Here is a 16554-nt window from a genome sequence, read left to right as displayed (position 1 = left end):
AATATCTATTTTAGTAAGAGTTTAAGGCGCTTTACTTAAACTCTTACCAATCTCAGATTTCATTACAAGATGTATGAAAAGAAAATGAGTATGCTAAATTAATAAGGTTAATTACCTAAAAGGCATATTTTATGGAATGTATGAGAATTCAGCCTGTAACGAGCGCTCCTGGTGAAAATGCATTATTTATTGTATTGGGACTGGCTCAAGGTGATTCTGTAATAGAAAAAGTAAAAGATTTTGCTGCTAATTTTTCAGCGCTAACCAGAAGTCTGTCTAATCGTTACCCAGAAAGTAAATTTAATGCGACGTTGGGTTTTAGTTCAAATGCATGGGATATTTTATTCCCAGAGCAAGCGAAGCCTCAAGAGTTACAGCCATTTCAAGAAATTAGAGGCCCGAAATATACGGCTGTCTCAACTCCGGGTGATTTATTTTTTCATATTCGTGCCGATCGCCAGGCTTTATGTTACGAGCTGGGCAATATAATTAATCAACAGCTTGGTAAAGTAACGTATCCAATTGATGAAGTTCATGGTTTTCGTTATTTTGACGGACGTGCAATTATTGGTTTTGTTGATGGGACTGAAAACCCGGAACCCGTTATTGCAGCGCAGTGGGCGTTAGTGGGGAATGAAGATCCTGATTTTATCGGGGGAAGTTATGCTTTTATTCAAAAATATACACATGATATGGAGAAATGGCGTTCATTAACCGATGAAGAGCAAGAGAAAGTGATTGGACGCAAAAAGTTCAATGATGTTGAACTTGGTGATGATGAAAAGCCTTTAACTGCTCATAATGTTGTAAGTAAAGCTCATGATGCAGAAGGCAATGAACTTAAAATTATGCGAGCTAATATGCCTTTTTCAAATCCGTCTAGAAATGAATATGGCACATTCTTTATTGGTTACTCACGTAAATTTAGTACAACCCGGCAAATGCTTGAAAACATGTTTTTAGGCAATGAGGATGGTAATCTTGATCGGTTGCTTGACTTTAGTACTGCCCAGACTGGAACTCTGTTTTTTGTACCAACTGTCGATTTTCTTGATGATTTAGGCGATGAATAGTCGTTAAATTAGAAGGCTTAAGTCATGGAGGTATTTAGATTGCTTCCATGACTTAAATTTAAAATTAATATGATGTGATGAAATGTTTAAGAAGATAACTCAGCTTTTTCAAGGCTCAAAAGAAACGCCAGAACAACTTTACTTGCAAGAGAATCAATTAAAATTTGATTCTGAACAAGGACCTATCATTAACGATGTAGTAATCAATGAGAAATGGTCAGAACATCTTGAGTATTTCTCAAACCGTAAATTACAAAATTTTGATAATCTTCAGAAGTTATTCCTCATTACTCCACAAATTAGTGAAAAAATTGATCTGGAAATCGCAACCCAGCGCTATGTAGAAAGATTAGGAAATACGCAAGAAAAGCTACTTCAGCTTAAAGCGATTATACAAATATTAAATCAATATTACGTTTTGTTTTTGCGTGATAAATAATCATAGTTGATTGATTAAAAAATATAAAAAGTAGAGCTAACTAGTAGTTTGATTTTCAAAAAAATAACTCAATTCACTAAAAACATCATGCTACTATTAGGCCTATATCTTCTTAGCTGATAAAAGCCATATACATGTTTCAACAAGAAATCTCTCAATTGAATTTACAACAGCTCAAGGCCGGTGAAAAGCGTTGGGTGGGGTCGTTATTAGGTTCATCTGCTGCATTACTATTTAAGGAAATTGCTGTTCAGCATTCGTCTTTACTTGTTGTGATTGCCAGAAATAACCAGCATGTAGCTCAATTAGAAAGTGAACTTGAATTTTATGGCATAAAACCAACAATTTTCCCTGATTGGGAAATCTTACCGTATGATCGTTTGTCACCTCATCAAGATATTGTTTCAGAACGCCTCGCAATTTTATCTAATATGCCTCAGAAGGGGGTATTACTCCTTTCAGCAAGTACTTTAGCTCAAAGAGTTGCGCCATATTCATGGGTTTTGGGTGAACATTTTGATATTCGTGTAGGTCAAAAATTTGATTTAGAGCAACAGAAATTACGTTTGGTACAAGCTGGTTATCATTTGGTAGATACTGTTTATGATCATGGTGAGTTTGCTGTGCGTGGCAGTATTATGGATATTTTTGCCTCAGGACAAGAAGCACCTATCCGTATTGATCTGTTTGATGATGAAATTGATACATTAAAATTCTTTGATCCAGAAACACAAAGAACGACTACAGCTTTAAAAAGTTTTACAGTTTTACCCGCAAAAGAATTCCCATTAAAAGAAGCTCGCTCAATTTTTAGAGATCGATATTCTGAACTTTTTCCTACTGCTAATCCTAAGAAAAACCCGATTTATCAAGATGTCTTAGAGGGAATTGCTTCACCAGGAATTGAGTTTTATTTACCATTATTTTTTGATAAAGCACAAATGCAATCGCAAAGTACACTTACAACGTACTTACCAAAGAATTGCATTGTAATTACAACAAATGATGTAGATAATGATTTAACTAATTTTTGGAAAGAAGTTTTCCGTCGTTACGAAGACAGACGTCATAATGTAGATCAGCCAATTCTTGCTCCTGAAGAACTATTTATTGCTCCAAACCATTTGCTGAGTGCTTTAAACCAGTTTCCTCGTATGCTTGTAAGTGCCGAATTGGTTGAAGAAAAAGCTGGAGCATTAAATCTTAAGGCTGAGCAGCCGCCAAAATTAGCAGTCGATCCTAAAAAGGAAAAACCGTTTACCGTCGTCAAAAAATATATTGATGAAGCCAATCATCCCGTTTTATTGGTTGCAGAAAGTGCAGGCCGACGTGAAAGCCTAAGAGATGGTTTACGTGCTAGTCTGGGAGATATCCCTAGTGTAGACAGTTTTGAACAATTTCAAACGAGTCAGTTTGCGATTGCGATTACAAATGCACCGCTCGACCGTGGCTTACTTTTAACAGACCAATTAACTGTTATTTCAGAAAATCAGTTATATGAACATCGGGTAGTTCAGCGTCGTCGTAAACGTCAGCAAGAAGTTTCTGAAGAGTTCTTAATTCGCAGTTTGACTGAACTCAGTATTGATGCTCCAGTTGTTCATATTGATCATGGTGTGGGACGTTATGCAGGATTAGTTACTTTAGCAATTGAAGGGCAAGATTATGAATTCTTGCAACTCAATTATGCTGAAGGGGCAAAAGTTTATGTTCCTGTGACTAATTTGCATCTGATCAGTCGCTATAGTGGTGGCGATCCCGATCTAGCGCCACTTCATAAAATTGGAAGTGATGCGTGGAGTAAAGCTAAACGTAAAGCTTTAGAACAAATTCATGATGTTGCAGCCGAATTATTACATATACAAGCACGTCGTCAGTCAAAACCTGGTTTTGGTTTCGAACTCGATCAATCACTTTATATGCAATTTGCCAGTGGATTTGCCTACGAAGAAACACTCGATCAGGCGAATGCTATTGAAGCGACGCTTCACGATATGCAACAAGCCAGACCTATGGATCGACTTGTTTGTGGTGATGTAGGTTTCGGTAAAACAGAAGTGGCAATGCGAGCCGCGTTTGTTGCTGTGCAAAATGGCAAGCAAGTTGCTGTTTTAGTGCCTACGACTTTACTTGCACAACAACATTATGAGTCTTTTAAAGATCGTTTTGCTGATTGGCCTGTGCGTATAGAAGTGCTATCACGCTTTGGCTCAAGTAAAACCCATACAAAAAATATTGAAGATCTAATTGCTGGTAAAGTTGATATTGTGGTGGGAACACATAAACTTTTACAAGAAAATGTGCAATTTAAAGATCTGGGCCTAATGGTAGTCGATGAAGAACATCGATTCGGTGTGCGTGATAAAGAGCGTATCAAAGCATTACGAGCAGATGTAGACATGTTGACGCTTACAGCAACGCCTATTCCAAGAACTTTAAATATGGCTTTTTCGGGAATGCGTGATCTATCTATCATTGCTACACCGCCAGCCCGTCGATTAGCTGTTAAAACCTTTGTGCAAGAGCATACAGAAGCCTCTGTTAAAGAAGCGATTTTGCGTGAGCTATTACGTGGTGGCCAAGTATATTTCTTACATAATGAAGTCGATACGATTGAAAGAGCTGCTGAAAACATCCGCGTTCTTGTACCTGAAGCTCGTGTGGCCGTTGCTCATGGACAAATGCGAGAAAGAGAGCTCGAACAAGTGATGCAGCAGTTCTATCACAAAGAGTTTAATGTATTGGTATGTTCAACCATTATTGAAACCGGAATTGATGTTCCAAATGCCAACACAATTTTGATAGAAAGGGCTGACAAACTCGGTTTGGCTCAATTACATCAATTACGTGGACGTGTAGGGCGTTCACATCACCAAGCGTATGCTTATTTGTTAGTTCCTTCTATAAAGCACTTGAAAGGTGATGCAGAAAAACGTTTGGATGCAATCCAACGTGCCTCTACACTCGGTGCTGGCTTTATGTTAGCTACAGAGGATTTAGAAATTCGCGGTGCTGGTGAGCTTTTAGGTGAACAACAAAGCGGTTCAATGCAGGCAATCGGATATAGTTTGTATATGGAAATGCTCGAAAAAGCCACTAAGGCGATTCAGCAAGGAAAAACACCGAATTTTGATGCACCTTTATCGCTGACTGCGGAAATTAATTTACATATTCCGGCACTCATTCCAGATGAGTATTTAGGAGATGTGCATCAGCGTTTATTATTCTATAAGCGTATTAGTAATACAGATACACAAGAAAAACTCGATAATATCCGTATGGAACTCATTGATCGTTTTGGGGTTCCTCCGCAATCGGTTAAACATTTGTTTACTGTCCATCAGATCCGCTTGAAAGCAGAGCAACTGGGTATCACAAAAATCGATATTAATACTCAAGGTGGTAATATTGAATTTTCACCTGATACACCTGTTCAAGCGATTAGCATTATTCAGCTGATGCAAAAGCATCCGACCTATTATCGTATGGAGGGCGGACAGCGTTTAAAAGTTATGGTTCAGTTAGAAGAACAGGAAAAGCGCATTCAATTTATTAATGATTTATTAGCTAAATTATTAAATGAATTACATGCTTAAATAATGTTTCAAAGTGATTTTAATCCCATACAAATTTTTTAAAAGCTGATATCAGAATTTTATGCACGATTTCTCGGATCATAGGAGGAATAAGTGCATAAAATCATTGTTATTTGTAATCAAACCAGCCACTAGCAATACTCACATCAAAACTGATGTGATAGTATTAGCCATTATTGTTTATTGTCATTTATAAAAGATATGTTTAGTTTGCATCCACAACTTGCTCAAGATACTTTTTTTGTCGGCGATTTTCCGCTTTCAACATGTCGTTTAATGAATGATATGCAATTCCCGTGGTTGATTTTAATCCCTCGTGTACCGGGAATCACAGAATTATATGAATTGAGCCAAGCTGATCAAGAACAGTTTTTACGTGAATCAAGTTGGTTATCTAGCCAGCTAGCTCGAGTATTCCGTGCTGATAAAATGAATGTTGCAGCTTTAGGTAACATGGTACCTCAGTTGCATTTCCATCATGTTGTACGTTATCAAAATGATGTTGCATGGCCTAAGCCAGTTTGGGGAACACCTGCAGTTTCATACACGAATGATGTACTGGCTCATATGCGTCAAACCCTTATGCTTGCTTTACGTGGTCAAGGTGATATGCCTTTTGATTGGCGCATGGATTAAATCAATGCAATGCCACATTTATACGAATGTGGCTACATTGAGGTATGGAGGACAGGGTGCAATTAGAGAGGTTTATCGATAGAGAGCCTAAGCAGTTTGCATATTTTCATCGTTTGATGGGATATTCAATTCTGTCCTTAATTTTAGTGATCTATGCTTTTACCTCACCTAATACAAATTATCAGATCTACGTTCCTCCTTTTTTTCTCTTTTTACTTTTTATTAGTTCGAAGTTAGAACATTGGCTTCAATACCAATTCGATAAGAAAACTCAAAAAAGTGTCTTTTTTGCAATTGATGCAATTGTTGTAGCGGTTACCTTGGCAGGGCTGCATCTCAATTTAGTCCCTACATTTATTGCGGTATTTGCATTATTTTATTCTGCAATTAATAGTCGTATTTCTTTCGCAGTTATTTGTTTGACGAGCCTGCTAGGCGCGATTATTTTTTATTTAAGTACTTTTTTCCTATTTGGTTTTTATACATATTTTGAACCTACTAGCCAAGAGTTAACTGTAATTACACTCTTGGGTTTGGTCATGTTTATTACCATTGGAAATTACTACCAACATCGTTGGGTTAAAAAAATCAGTCAGCAGCGTCAACATTACTATGACCAAATGACCCGCTATATTGCTTTTGCTAATCAGTTAAGCCGATATGCACCACTACAGTTGTGGCAATCTATCATGCGCGGTGAGGCAGAAGCAAAAATTGAATATAAACGAAAAAAAATGACTGTATTTTTTTCTGATATTCAGGGTTTTACAGAATTATCAGAAACTTTAATTCCTGATGATTTGGCATTTTTGCTTAATGACTATTTAAGCCATATGACAGAAATTGCCAAGCAGTATGAAGCTACCGTCGACAAATTTATGGGGGATGCCATCCTCATATTTTTTGGTGATCCGAATTCTCAGGGTGTAGAGCAAGATGCAAAAGCCTGTGTGGAAATGGCAATCGCTATGCGTCAGCAAATGAAATTGCTGCGTGAGCGTTGGAAAAAAATGGGCTACTCAGCCTTACATATTCGCATGGGAATTAGTACTGGTTACTGCCACGTAGGGAACTATGGGGCAACACATCGTATGGCTTATACTATTGTAGGTCGTGATGTGAATTTAGCAGCTCGTTTACAATATGCTGCTGAAATAGATGAAATTTTAATTTCAGATGATACTTATCAATTAATCAAAAGTGATTTTCTTTGTGCTCCAAAAACACCAATTTACTTAAAAGGGATTCAAGGTGCTGTGAAGACTTGGCAAGTAATGGAGAAATACACAGGGAATAAGTCAGATCATCAGCAATGGTTCGACTATGAATATAAAGGCTTCCATTTAGTCCTTAATTTAGAAGAAGTACAAAACTATGAGTACCCTGAATTAGTAGAAGTGCTTGAGAAAATGATTCAACGACTTAAAGTTCAACAAACTTTAATTAATACTCAAGGTATTGCACGTTTGAGACTTGAAGATGAAGTTAAGCCTATTGAAATTGATCAACAAGATCAGGTTTAAAGCTTAAAATGTGAAGTAAAAAAAAGCTGCTTTTAAAAGCAGCTTTTTTATTTTAATGGCTTTCGGATGCGTGATTGATTGTATATTTAGGAATCTCAATTTCTAAATCTTCATCAACAATCTTCACTTGGCAAGAGAGACGAGAATCTGGTTCAAGACCCCAAGCACGATCTAAAAGATCTGCTTCAACATCATCCATTTCTTCTAGGCTGTCAAAACCCTTGCGAACGACTACGTGACAAGTTGTACATGCACACGACATGTCACAAGCGTGTTCAATTTTAATTCCTCGATCAAGCAAACTTTGACAAAGATTTGCATTTTGTTCAACTTCAAATTCTGCACCTTCAGGACAGAACTGAGCATGAGGAAGTACTTTAATACGGGGCATATTGATCACCTATACCTTTAGTTTGAATTTGACCAATCTTCAAGTTTTGTACCTTTTAAGGCGTGGTCAATATGTCGATTCATACGTAGTGCGGCAAAAGCATCACTATGTACTTTAAGTTGTTCTACAGCTTTTTCAATTGCTTGAATATCATTGCCTTCAAGCTGAACTTTTAGCAAATTTTCAGCAGTTTTAAGTGCTTCAAGCTGCTCATCATTAAGCAAATCAGCATCAACTTTGAGAGCTTGTTCTAATGCTTCAAGTTCACGTTGGGCTTCAACTTTGGTTTCTTTTAAATGGCGTAGATTTTTATCTTCTTCCGCATGTTGGAAACCTTCAATTAATAAGCGCTCAGTGTCAGATTCTGATAAGCCATAAGATGGTTTAATATCAATTTGAGCCTGTACACCAGAAGTTGTTTCATGAGCTGAAACAGTAAGTAGACCATCTGCATCTACCTGAAAGGTAACTTCAATACGTGCTTGACCAGCAGTCATTGGTGGAATGCCGTGAAGGACAAATTTTCCTAATGAACGACAATGTTCTACCAAATCTCGTTCACCTTGAACCACATGAATAAGCATGGCGGTTTGGCCATCTTGATAAGTTGTGAATTCTTGACGACGAGCAACAGGAATAGCAGTATTACGTGAAATAAGGCGCTCTACTAGTCCACCCATAGTTTCTAGACCAAGTGAAAGAGGAGTTACGTCTAAAAGTAATGAACCGTCTTGACTGTTTCCAATTAATTGGTTGGCAGTAATCGAAGCACCAATTGCAACCACTTCATCAGGGTTGATCGTGCAAAGAGGTTCTTGATTAAATACATTACGAACCGCTTGTTGAACAGCATACGAACGCGTAGAGCCACCCACTAAAACAACATTTTGAATATCTGATAATTCAAGTTTTGCATCACGTAAAACACGCTTACAAACACTGATTGTTTTATCTAAAGCAACTTGAATAATACTTTCAAAAGTTGGACGGTCCAGTGTTAATACATTTTCAAGTAATTTTAACTGAACTAATTCTTGAGTAGATAATTGTTCTTTAGCTTGACGAGCAGCAACCATAAATACTGCATATGCTTCATCGCTCAAAGTATCAATATCTAACTGCTTTTTAGCCCATTTAACAATGAGACGGTCTAAATCGTCACCACCTAGAGCAGTGTGGCCACCTGTAGCTAATACTTCAAAGACACCTTGTGAGAAACGCAAAATTGATACGTCAAAAGTACCACCACCTAAATCATAAATTACGTAGTTATGATCTGTAGCTAAATTAGTTTCTTGGTCTAAACCATAAGCCACAGCAGCAGCAGTTGGCTCATTTAATAAACGTAGTACATTCAAACCAGCAAGTTGTGCTGCATCACGAGTTGCTTGTCGCTGAGCTTCATCAAAATAGGCAGGAACAGTAATAACTGCACCATTTACTGGATTTTGTAGGCTAGTTTCAGCACGATCTTTTAATTGTTTTAAAATTTCTGCAGAAATTTCAACAGGGGTTTTACGACCAGCACGTGTTTCAAAAGCTGGCATCTCATTTTCAGAACCCATTAATTCATATGGATGCTGAAATTTGATATCCGCTTTTGAACGACCCATAAAGCGTTTTACAGAGACAATTGTATTTTTCGGGTCGGCAATAAGGAAAGGCTTTGCTTCTTCACCGTAGTGAGTTGCATCGTTTCCATAGTGCACAATAGAAGGAAGGAGTCTTCTTTCTTTTTCATCATTGAGTACTTTAGGCTTGCCTGATAACACTGTCGCAACTAAGGAGTGTGTTGTTCCTAGGTCGATACCAATCGCAATGCGGTGTTGGTGTGGGGCACTGGATTGACCCGGTTCAGCAATTTGCAAAAGTGCCATGAGTTAAATCCCTTGAATATAAATTGGAAAAAGCAAAATTAAAAATCGTCGTCTAAATCAAAGTTGTCTTCGTCATCCAACATTTGATCTTCTGCTTTTTCAATATCATTAAGAACGCGCTGAAAGAACCGTAATTTACGTACAGTATCGCGAGCTTCACCCCAGTCTTCATCTGAGTAATCAATTTTAAATTCGCGAACTAAACTTTCTATCCATTGAAACACTTCTTGTTTAAGAGTGCTTAGATGTTCTGGGGAGGTTGCTTCATCCAGTTGCTCACGAAGTTCCAAAGCTGATTGTAAGAACTCAAAATCACTAATAGATTGATCAAGGTGATGATCTTGCTTTTTTAATGCTAAAAGATAAGCTGCGCGGCTATCTACTTGCGATAATGTTTTAAAAGCTTGATTGATTTCACTTGATTTGATCAATGCCTGATTTTTATCTTCTGCTTTATCTGGATGATATTGCTGCTGCAAATTCAAGAAACTAGATTTTAAGCTCGCCAAATCGATATCGAGTTCTACGGGTAAATTGAACAACTCAAAATGATTCATTAGAAAGGAGGTCCACGTTAATTAAATACATTAAAACAGTGCTAAAAAGACACTGTTTTAATGAGAGATGGAAGGAGAAGGGTTATACAGTGAAAGACTCACCACAACCACATTCGCCTTTTTTATTGGGGTTGTTAAATTCGAACCCTTCATTAAGGCCATTTTTGACGTAGTCCATTTCTAAGCCTTCTAAATAGACATGACTTTTTGGATCTACAAATACCTTAACGCCAAATTGTTCGAAAACTTCGTCATGTTCATCGACAGAATCAACAAATTCAAGAACGTAAGCCAACCCAGAACAGCCAGAAGTTTTCACACCCACGCGAATGCCTTCACCCTTACCTCGGTTTTTGAGGTAATTGCTAATATGAGTCGCAGCATTTTCAGTTAAATGAATCATGAAAACTCCAACTTTTACAGTAATAACAAATTAAGCTTTTGATTTTTTAGTGCGGTAATCTTCAATCGCAGCTTTAATCGCATCTTCAGCTAGTACAGAGCAGTGAACTTTTACTGGTGGAAGAGCAAGCTCGGTTGCGATATCAATATTCTTGATTGCTTGAGCTTCATCAAGAGTTTTACCTTTTAACCACTCAGTTACAAGTGAGCTAGAAGCAATTGCTGAACCACAGCCATAAGTTTTAAAGCGTGCTTCTTCAATCACACCGCTATCGTTTACTTGAATTTGTAAACGCATCACGTCGCCACATGCTGGTGCACCCACCATGCCTGTACCTACATTTTCAGAGTTTTTGTCTAAAACACCAACATTACGAGGGTTTTCGTAATGATCAATTACCTTTTCGCTATAAGCCATTTCGCTTCTCCAAACCTCGGGGTCAGCCTAATATTAATATGAGGGTAAAAACACTAATTTCAATGAATTAGTGTTCAGCCCATTCAACTGTAGAAAGATCGATACCTTCTTTGTACATATCCCAAAGCGGAGAAAGTTCACGTAATTTCTCAACAGCGGCTTTGGTAATTGTAAGCACATGGTCAATATCTTCTTCAGTTGTGTATTTACCAAAACTGAAGCGGATAGAGCTGTGTGCTAGCTCATCAGATAAACCTAATGCGCGAAGAACGTATGAAGGCTCTAAAGTTGCAGAAGTACAAGCAGAACCACTTGATACTGCAGCATCTTTGAGCGACATCATTAAAGATTCACCTTCAACAAAGTTAAAGCTGACATTTAAATAGTTAGCAACGTTTTGAGTTGGATGGCCATTTAAGAAAACTTGTTCAAGATCTTGTAAACCATTCCAAAGCTTGTCGCGAAGCTTGCGAATACGCTCTTGTTCTGCTTGCATTCTTTTGCCAGCAATTTCAAAAGCTTCACCCATACCTACAATTTGATGGGTAGCTAAAGTACCAGAACGCATACCACGCTCATGACCACCGCCATGAATTTGTGCTTTTAAACGAACACGTGGACTACGACGTACATATAATGCACCGATACCTTTTGGACCATAAATTTTATGAGCTGAGAAACTCATTAGGTCAATTTTCATAGTAGATAGGTCAATTTCAACTTTACCAGCAGCTTGAGCAGCATCTACATGAAAGAAGGTTTTATTGGCACGTGTTAATTCACCAATTGCTGCTACATCTGTAACTGTACCGATTTCGTTGTTTACCATCATAAGAGAAACAAGAACAGTATCAGGACGAAGGGCAGCTTTTACCATTTCAGGTGTAATTAAACCAGTTTGTGGTTCTGGTTCTAAATAAGTAATTTCAAAACCTTGGTCTTCTAATTCACGACAAGGATCTAGAACAGCTTTGTGTTCAATTTTACTTGTAATGATATGCTTGCCTTTAGATGCATAAAATTGTGCTACACCTTTTAGAGCAAGGTTATCTGATTCAGTTGCACCAGAAGTCCAAACGATTTCACGTGGATCAGCTTTAATTAAATTTGCAACTTGCTCACGTGCATATTCAACTTTCTCTTCTGCCTGCCAGCCATAAGCGTGGGAACGAGATGCAGCATTACCAAAGGTACCGTCGAAAGTTAAACACTCCATCATACGTTCTGCAACTTGCGGATCTACTGGAGTGGTTGCTGCGTAATCAAGATAAATTGGACGTTTCATATCAAATACCTGTACCCGATAAAAGAGCTGAATCTATGCCAGTCACATTTTGGCGTAATGCAACAGTTTGAACGTTGTCTCGGCTAATGAGGTCGGCAAGAGAGATTTTTGCTAAATAGTCGGCAATATGATGAGAGAGTTCTTGCCATAAATCGTGTGTGAGACACATTGCACCATTTTGGCAGTTACCTTTATGGTCGCAACGAGTTGCATCAACAGTTTCATTTACAGCTTCAATAATTTCTAACACAGTAATTTCATCAGCATTTCGAGCCAAATGATAACCACCATTTGCACCACGAACACTAGAAACTAACCCATGACGCTTAAGTTTTGCGAATAACTGTTCTAAATAAGCAACTGAAATGGATTGGCGAGCTGCAATTTCGGCGAGCGTGATCGTTTGTTCAGTTGGCTGCAAAGCTAAATCAAGTAGAGCAGTCACTGCGTAGCGACCGCGAGTTGTAAGGCGCATGATTCGATACACATGTTAAGACTAGATAATAGGATTTTATGAATCCCGACTAAAATAGTCAAGTTTTTTTATTTTTAATTCAAGTGCAGGAACAAAATGGAAAAATAATTTAAGCAACCCACAAATTATATATGAAATAAACAATAAATATCAGGCTAATTATACCAAAGGAGAAGTTAATATTTCGTTGACGCTGCTGTAAGCGAGTAATTCGATTTTGATATTGTTTAATTTCCACATGAAGTGAATTGATTTCTGATCGTTGTTGATCAATTTTTTCAAGTAATGGGGCAATTCTTTTGCGTGAAGCAAGGGCTTCAGCTTCATCATCAGGTGTATTAAACCATTGCTTCCAGTCTGCTAAAAGTTTAGGCAGAGTAAGGTGAGAAATTAAATCTAATAACTCTTTTTTAGTTTCTTCATCACCATCGATACGCATATTTTTAAGACTGCGCTGGTTTGAAAAAGCAAAAATCTTAATTAAGTCGATAAGAGTACTATTGATTTCAAGATCAATACGTCGGTCAAAAGAATGGATATCGAACAACAAACCCTTTTCTGTAAATTGAACATAAAAGTCAAAAAAAGGTAGATAGCTATTGATACGAATAGTCATTTTGTTTGAAATAAACTTTTTCGCTTGCAAGCGAAGAACACCATCGTGGGTGAGAATAAATGAAAAGAAAGTTTCTAAAATAATTAGAACGATATTCAGCAACAGACGGGGATGTTTTTGTCTTTGTTGCGTTTCACTCATAAAAGTTTATCCTTACAAATAGCAGTTAACCGAAGAATGGGACATCCTATCCCAAACTTAACACAATGTCGTGTTAAATATATTTACATGACTTAATTGCTTTGTAGAACAGTTTTGTAAATGGATCAAGTCTTTACTTTGATATTATAGAAATATTTTGTGGTCAAATCAGTCATCATCTCTCTCATCTGATTAGGAGTTTAGATTAATGGATAATGCAAACATAGAGACACAGGCAGAAGAGTCAGAAGAAAAAAATAAATTAAAATCAAGAAGTTCAAGAAAATCAGCTTTAGATTTTAGAAAGTATACCAAGCAAATTTGGTTAGCTGGACTAGGAGCTTTTTCACGCGCAGAAGAAGAGGGCAACAAACTCTTTGATTCCTTAGTCAAAGTTGGTGAAGAACTAGAGTCAAAAACTGGAGACTTAGCAGATAACACTGTAGGCAAAGTCACAGAAAAAGCAAAAGAATCTGTATCTGAAACAAAAGATAAAGTAGAGAAAATTCTTGATACCAGTGTGAACCATTCTTTAAACCGGATTGGATTGGTCACTCCGAAGGATTTACAGCACATTGAACAGCTCTTGGTACAGCTTCATATTAAGGTGGATGCTTTAATAGAAGAAAACCAGCAATTGAAAGAAAAATTGAATAAAAAGTAAAAAATGTTGGGATTTAGCAAATATATAACAGTTTTTTAGCATTTATTTTCGCTAAAAGCCCTGCTCTAGTATTGCGTTTTCCCCCAAAGCATTGCTATAAAGGCGTCATGGCCTTTTAAACTATAGCCTTGGACCTTAAACAAACGATATTAAGAGGATGTTTTATTCATGAATAAATCAGAATTAATCGATGCAATTGCTGAAAAAGGGGGAGTATCTAAGACTGATGCAGGCAAGGCACTCGATGCGACAATTGCGTCAATTACTGAAGCACTTAAAAAAGGTGACACAGTAACTTTAGTTGGTTTTGGTACTTTCAGTGTTAAAGAACGTGCTGCACGCACTGGTCGTAACCCTAAAACTGGTGAAGAGCTTCAAATTAAAGCAACAAAAGTACCTAGCTTCAAAGCTGGTAAAGGTCTTAAAGATTCAGTAGCTTAATCTTTTAAGATGATTAAACGCGCCAATATAGGCGCGTTTTTTATTAAAAATCTGAATTGACCAATATTGCTCATTCATTGATTGTGGTTTTTCAGTTAAAATTCTCCTCGAAATAAAATATTGGAATACTTATGGAATCGTTTCGTACAGTCATTAAGGGTTGGCTCGGCAAAGTCCTTCTAATTTTGTTTTTGACCCCTTTAGCACTTGTAGGTATTGAAGGATATTTTAATAGGGGAAACAAGGCTGATGTTGCAAAAACAGTAAATGGCCAAGAAATATCTAAAAAAGACCTTGAAACTTTAACTCAGTCTTACAAAGAACAATATTTAGCTGCTGTTAAAGGCGATGAGAGTTTACTTAATTTGCCTGTTATTCAGGCTAAGGCACTCGATATTTTAGTGTCGCGTAATTTACTAATTCAACAAGCTGAAAAATTAGGTATCTCACTTAGTGATACTCAAATTGAGCAAATGTTAGCTCAACAGCCTAGTTTGCAAGAGAATGGACAGTTCTCTCAAAAACTCTATGAAAATTACTTACGTTCTATTGGTATGACAAGTCAGGGCTTAATTGCTAGTCTTCGTCAAGATCATGCTTTAAAAATGCTAACGTCAACTTTTTCTGATTACTCTTTAGTAAGTAAAGTTGATTTAATGCAAATTGCGAATTTGCAAACTGAACAACGTACATTACATTTGGCTAGTATTAAATTAGATGGTTATAAAACTGGTTTAACTGCCTCTAATCAAGAAGCTACAGATTATTACAACAAACACCAAAATGAGTTTAAACAACAATCTTCTGTTGATGTGGATTATGTGGTTGTGTCGCCATCACTAATGGCTAAACCAGCTCCTGCAACTGAAGCTGAACTGCAACAAGCGTATAGCAAGTTTGTTGAAACTCAGAAAAAAGATGCTAAACGTACTGTGAAGCATATTTTAATTACTACAGATGCTCGTGATGATGCCGCAGCTCAAAAACTTGCTAAAGAAGTATATGCGAAAATTCAAGGCGGTCTGACATTTGCACAAGCTGCATCTCAGTTCTCTGAAGATCCAAGTTCGAAAGCAAAAGGTGGTTTAGTTGAAGCGTATGCACCAGGTGTTTTTTCCGATGCATTTGATAAAACTGTAGTGAGCTTGAAAAATGGACAGATTTCTCAACCAGTAAAAACTCAATATGGTTATCATATTATTGAGGCAGAAACTCAAGCTAGTCAAATCCCTTCATTCGAAGCAGAGAAGGCGCGTTTAACTGCTGAGGTTGAAAAGAATAAAGTTGCAACTGTTTATTCAGATACCGTAAACAGTTTAAATGAAACGATTGTTGGTAATGATTCTTTAGAAGCTGTTGTACAAGAAGTAAAAGGTACAAAAGTTGAATCATTAAATGGCGTAACTTTAGCTACACAAAATCCATATTTAAGTGATCCAAACGTTAAAATTAAATTGTTTAATGATGACGTGAAAAATGGTGACCGTAATGCATCATCTAATATTCAGTTAGCGAATGGTGATACGGTATGGGTTAAAGTACGTGATTATCATGCTGCTGGTGTAAAACCTTTAGCACAGGCGATGAATGAAGCAAAAGCAAAAGTTATCGATGAAAAAGCGCGTAAAGCTGTTCAAGCTAAAATTGCTACAATGCTAGCTGAATTTAAAACTCAACCAGCAGATCAAGTAGTTGCTAAAAATAAAGTAGCATTTGAATCGGCTGGCGTATTTAGTCGTTCACAAGGATTAAAGCGTGAAATTGAGCGCGCGGCATTTAGTGCAGCTACACCTAAGCCAGGTATGTGGTCTGTTACAACTGCAAATTTACCAAATGAGCTAGTTGTTGTTGCAGTTTCAAATGTAAATTCATCTGCTGCGAATGCTATTCCTGCTGATCAGTTGCAGCAGTTAAAGCAACTTTATCGTCAGTCACGTGGTCAACAAATATTAGAAGATTACAGTCAATATTTAAAATCACATGCAAAAATTAAATAATAATTTGATTCAATAAAAAAAGC

16 protein-coding genes are annotated in these 16554 nt (G+C 37.2%); 8 read left to right on the top strand and 8 right to left on the bottom strand.

Features of this window, described 5'->3' with window-relative positions; translation table 11 throughout:
• Nucleotides 1-140 precede the first annotated feature (140 nt).
• The 5 genes from AC1PJP_RS16395 (at nucleotide 141) to AC1PJP_RS16375 (ending at nucleotide 7267) form a co-directional block, all read left to right on the top strand.
• A complete protein-coding gene (locus AC1PJP_RS16395; protein WP_107880363.1) occupies nucleotides 141-1073 on the top strand; it encodes a Dyp-type peroxidase in 933 nt (310 codons plus the stop codon).
• An 82-nt stretch (nucleotides 1074-1155) separates the two neighbouring features.
• Nucleotides 1156-1512: a hypothetical protein gene (locus AC1PJP_RS16390; RefSeq protein WP_479767713.1), complete on the top strand. Its 357-nt coding sequence runs from the start codon at nucleotides 1156-1158 to the stop codon at nucleotides 1510-1512.
• 134 nt (nucleotides 1513-1646) lie between these two features.
• Entirely contained in the window at nucleotides 1647-5108 is a 3462-nt protein-coding gene (gene mfd, locus AC1PJP_RS16385; RefSeq protein WP_479767711.1) for a transcription-repair coupling factor, read from the top strand.
• A 201-nt stretch (nucleotides 5109-5309) separates the two neighbouring features.
• The gene (locus AC1PJP_RS16380) at nucleotides 5310-5744 is read left to right on the top strand and encodes an HIT domain-containing protein (RefSeq protein ID WP_479767709.1); all 435 of its coding nucleotides are present in this window, start codon (nucleotides 5310-5312) and stop codon (nucleotides 5742-5744) included.
• Nucleotides 5745-5800: 56 nt separating this feature from the next.
• Nucleotides 5801-7267, top strand: a complete 1467-nt coding sequence (locus AC1PJP_RS16375) for an adenylate/guanylate cyclase domain-containing protein (RefSeq protein ID WP_023274248.1) — start codon at nucleotides 5801-5803, stop codon at nucleotides 7265-7267.
• 52 nt (nucleotides 7268-7319) lie between these two features.
• Here AC1PJP_RS16375 and fdx read toward each other — a convergent pair whose 3' ends face one another.
• From fdx to AC1PJP_RS16335, 8 genes are all read right to left on the bottom strand, one after another.
• Nucleotides 7320-7658, bottom strand: a complete 339-nt coding sequence (fdx, locus tag AC1PJP_RS16370; RefSeq protein WP_004792653.1) for an ISC system 2Fe-2S type ferredoxin — start codon at nucleotides 7656-7658, stop codon at nucleotides 7320-7322.
• Between the two features lie 17 nt (nucleotides 7659-7675).
• Nucleotides 7676-9535, bottom strand: coding sequence for a Fe-S protein assembly chaperone HscA (gene hscA / locus AC1PJP_RS16365; RefSeq protein WP_479767707.1), 1860 nt, complete (start codon nucleotides 9533-9535; stop codon nucleotides 7676-7678).
• Between the two features lie 38 nt (nucleotides 9536-9573).
• Nucleotides 9574-10092: a Fe-S protein assembly co-chaperone HscB gene (gene hscB, locus AC1PJP_RS16360; protein ID WP_005304822.1), complete on the bottom strand. Its 519-nt coding sequence runs from the start codon at nucleotides 10090-10092 to the stop codon at nucleotides 9574-9576.
• Nucleotides 10093-10174: 82 nt separating this feature from the next.
• Nucleotides 10175-10495 (bottom strand): iron-sulfur cluster assembly protein IscA, encoded by a 321-nt coding sequence (iscA, locus tag AC1PJP_RS16355; RefSeq protein WP_004792648.1) that lies wholly within the window; start codon nucleotides 10493-10495, stop codon nucleotides 10175-10177.
• Nucleotides 10496-10525: 30 nt separating this feature from the next.
• Complete coding sequence (iscU, locus tag AC1PJP_RS16350; RefSeq protein WP_004792646.1) at nucleotides 10526-10912, bottom strand: Fe-S cluster assembly scaffold IscU; 387 nt, start codon at nucleotides 10910-10912, stop codon at nucleotides 10526-10528.
• A gap of 67 nt (nucleotides 10913-10979) precedes the next feature.
• Nucleotides 10980-12197 carry an IscS subfamily cysteine desulfurase gene (locus AC1PJP_RS16345; RefSeq protein WP_005304823.1) on the bottom strand — a complete coding sequence of 406 codons (1218 nt, stop codon included), beginning with the start codon at nucleotides 12195-12197 and terminating at the stop codon, nucleotides 10980-10982.
• A gap of 1 nt (nucleotide 12198) precedes the next feature.
• Nucleotides 12199-12672, bottom strand: coding sequence for an Rrf2 family transcriptional regulator (locus tag AC1PJP_RS16340; RefSeq protein WP_004792640.1), 474 nt, complete (start codon nucleotides 12670-12672; stop codon nucleotides 12199-12201).
• Between the two features lie 109 nt (nucleotides 12673-12781).
• A complete protein-coding gene (locus AC1PJP_RS16335; protein ID WP_479767705.1) occupies nucleotides 12782-13429 on the bottom strand; it encodes a hypothetical protein in 648 nt (215 codons plus the stop codon).
• A 208-nt stretch (nucleotides 13430-13637) separates the two neighbouring features.
• Between AC1PJP_RS16335 and AC1PJP_RS16330 the strand changes: the two genes are divergently transcribed.
• The 3 genes from AC1PJP_RS16330 (at nucleotide 13638) to AC1PJP_RS16320 (ending at nucleotide 16531) form a co-directional block, all read left to right on the top strand.
• The gene (locus AC1PJP_RS16330) at nucleotides 13638-14093 is read left to right on the top strand and encodes a phasin family protein (RefSeq protein ID WP_049836542.1); all 456 of its coding nucleotides are present in this window, start codon (nucleotides 13638-13640) and stop codon (nucleotides 14091-14093) included.
• A 168-nt stretch (nucleotides 14094-14261) separates the two neighbouring features.
• Nucleotides 14262-14534, top strand: a complete 273-nt coding sequence (locus AC1PJP_RS16325) for an HU family DNA-binding protein (protein WP_001043034.1) — start codon at nucleotides 14262-14264, stop codon at nucleotides 14532-14534.
• A 131-nt stretch (nucleotides 14535-14665) separates the two neighbouring features.
• On the top strand, nucleotides 14666-16531 hold the full coding sequence (locus AC1PJP_RS16320) for a SurA N-terminal domain-containing protein (RefSeq protein WP_151988016.1): 1866 nt from the start codon (nucleotides 14666-14668) through the stop codon (nucleotides 16529-16531).
• The last annotated feature ends 23 nt before the right edge of the window (nucleotides 16532-16554 follow it).

The organism is Acinetobacter sp. V116_7 (assembly GCF_056735735.1).
This window is presented reverse-complemented; position numbering and strand designations above follow the sequence as displayed.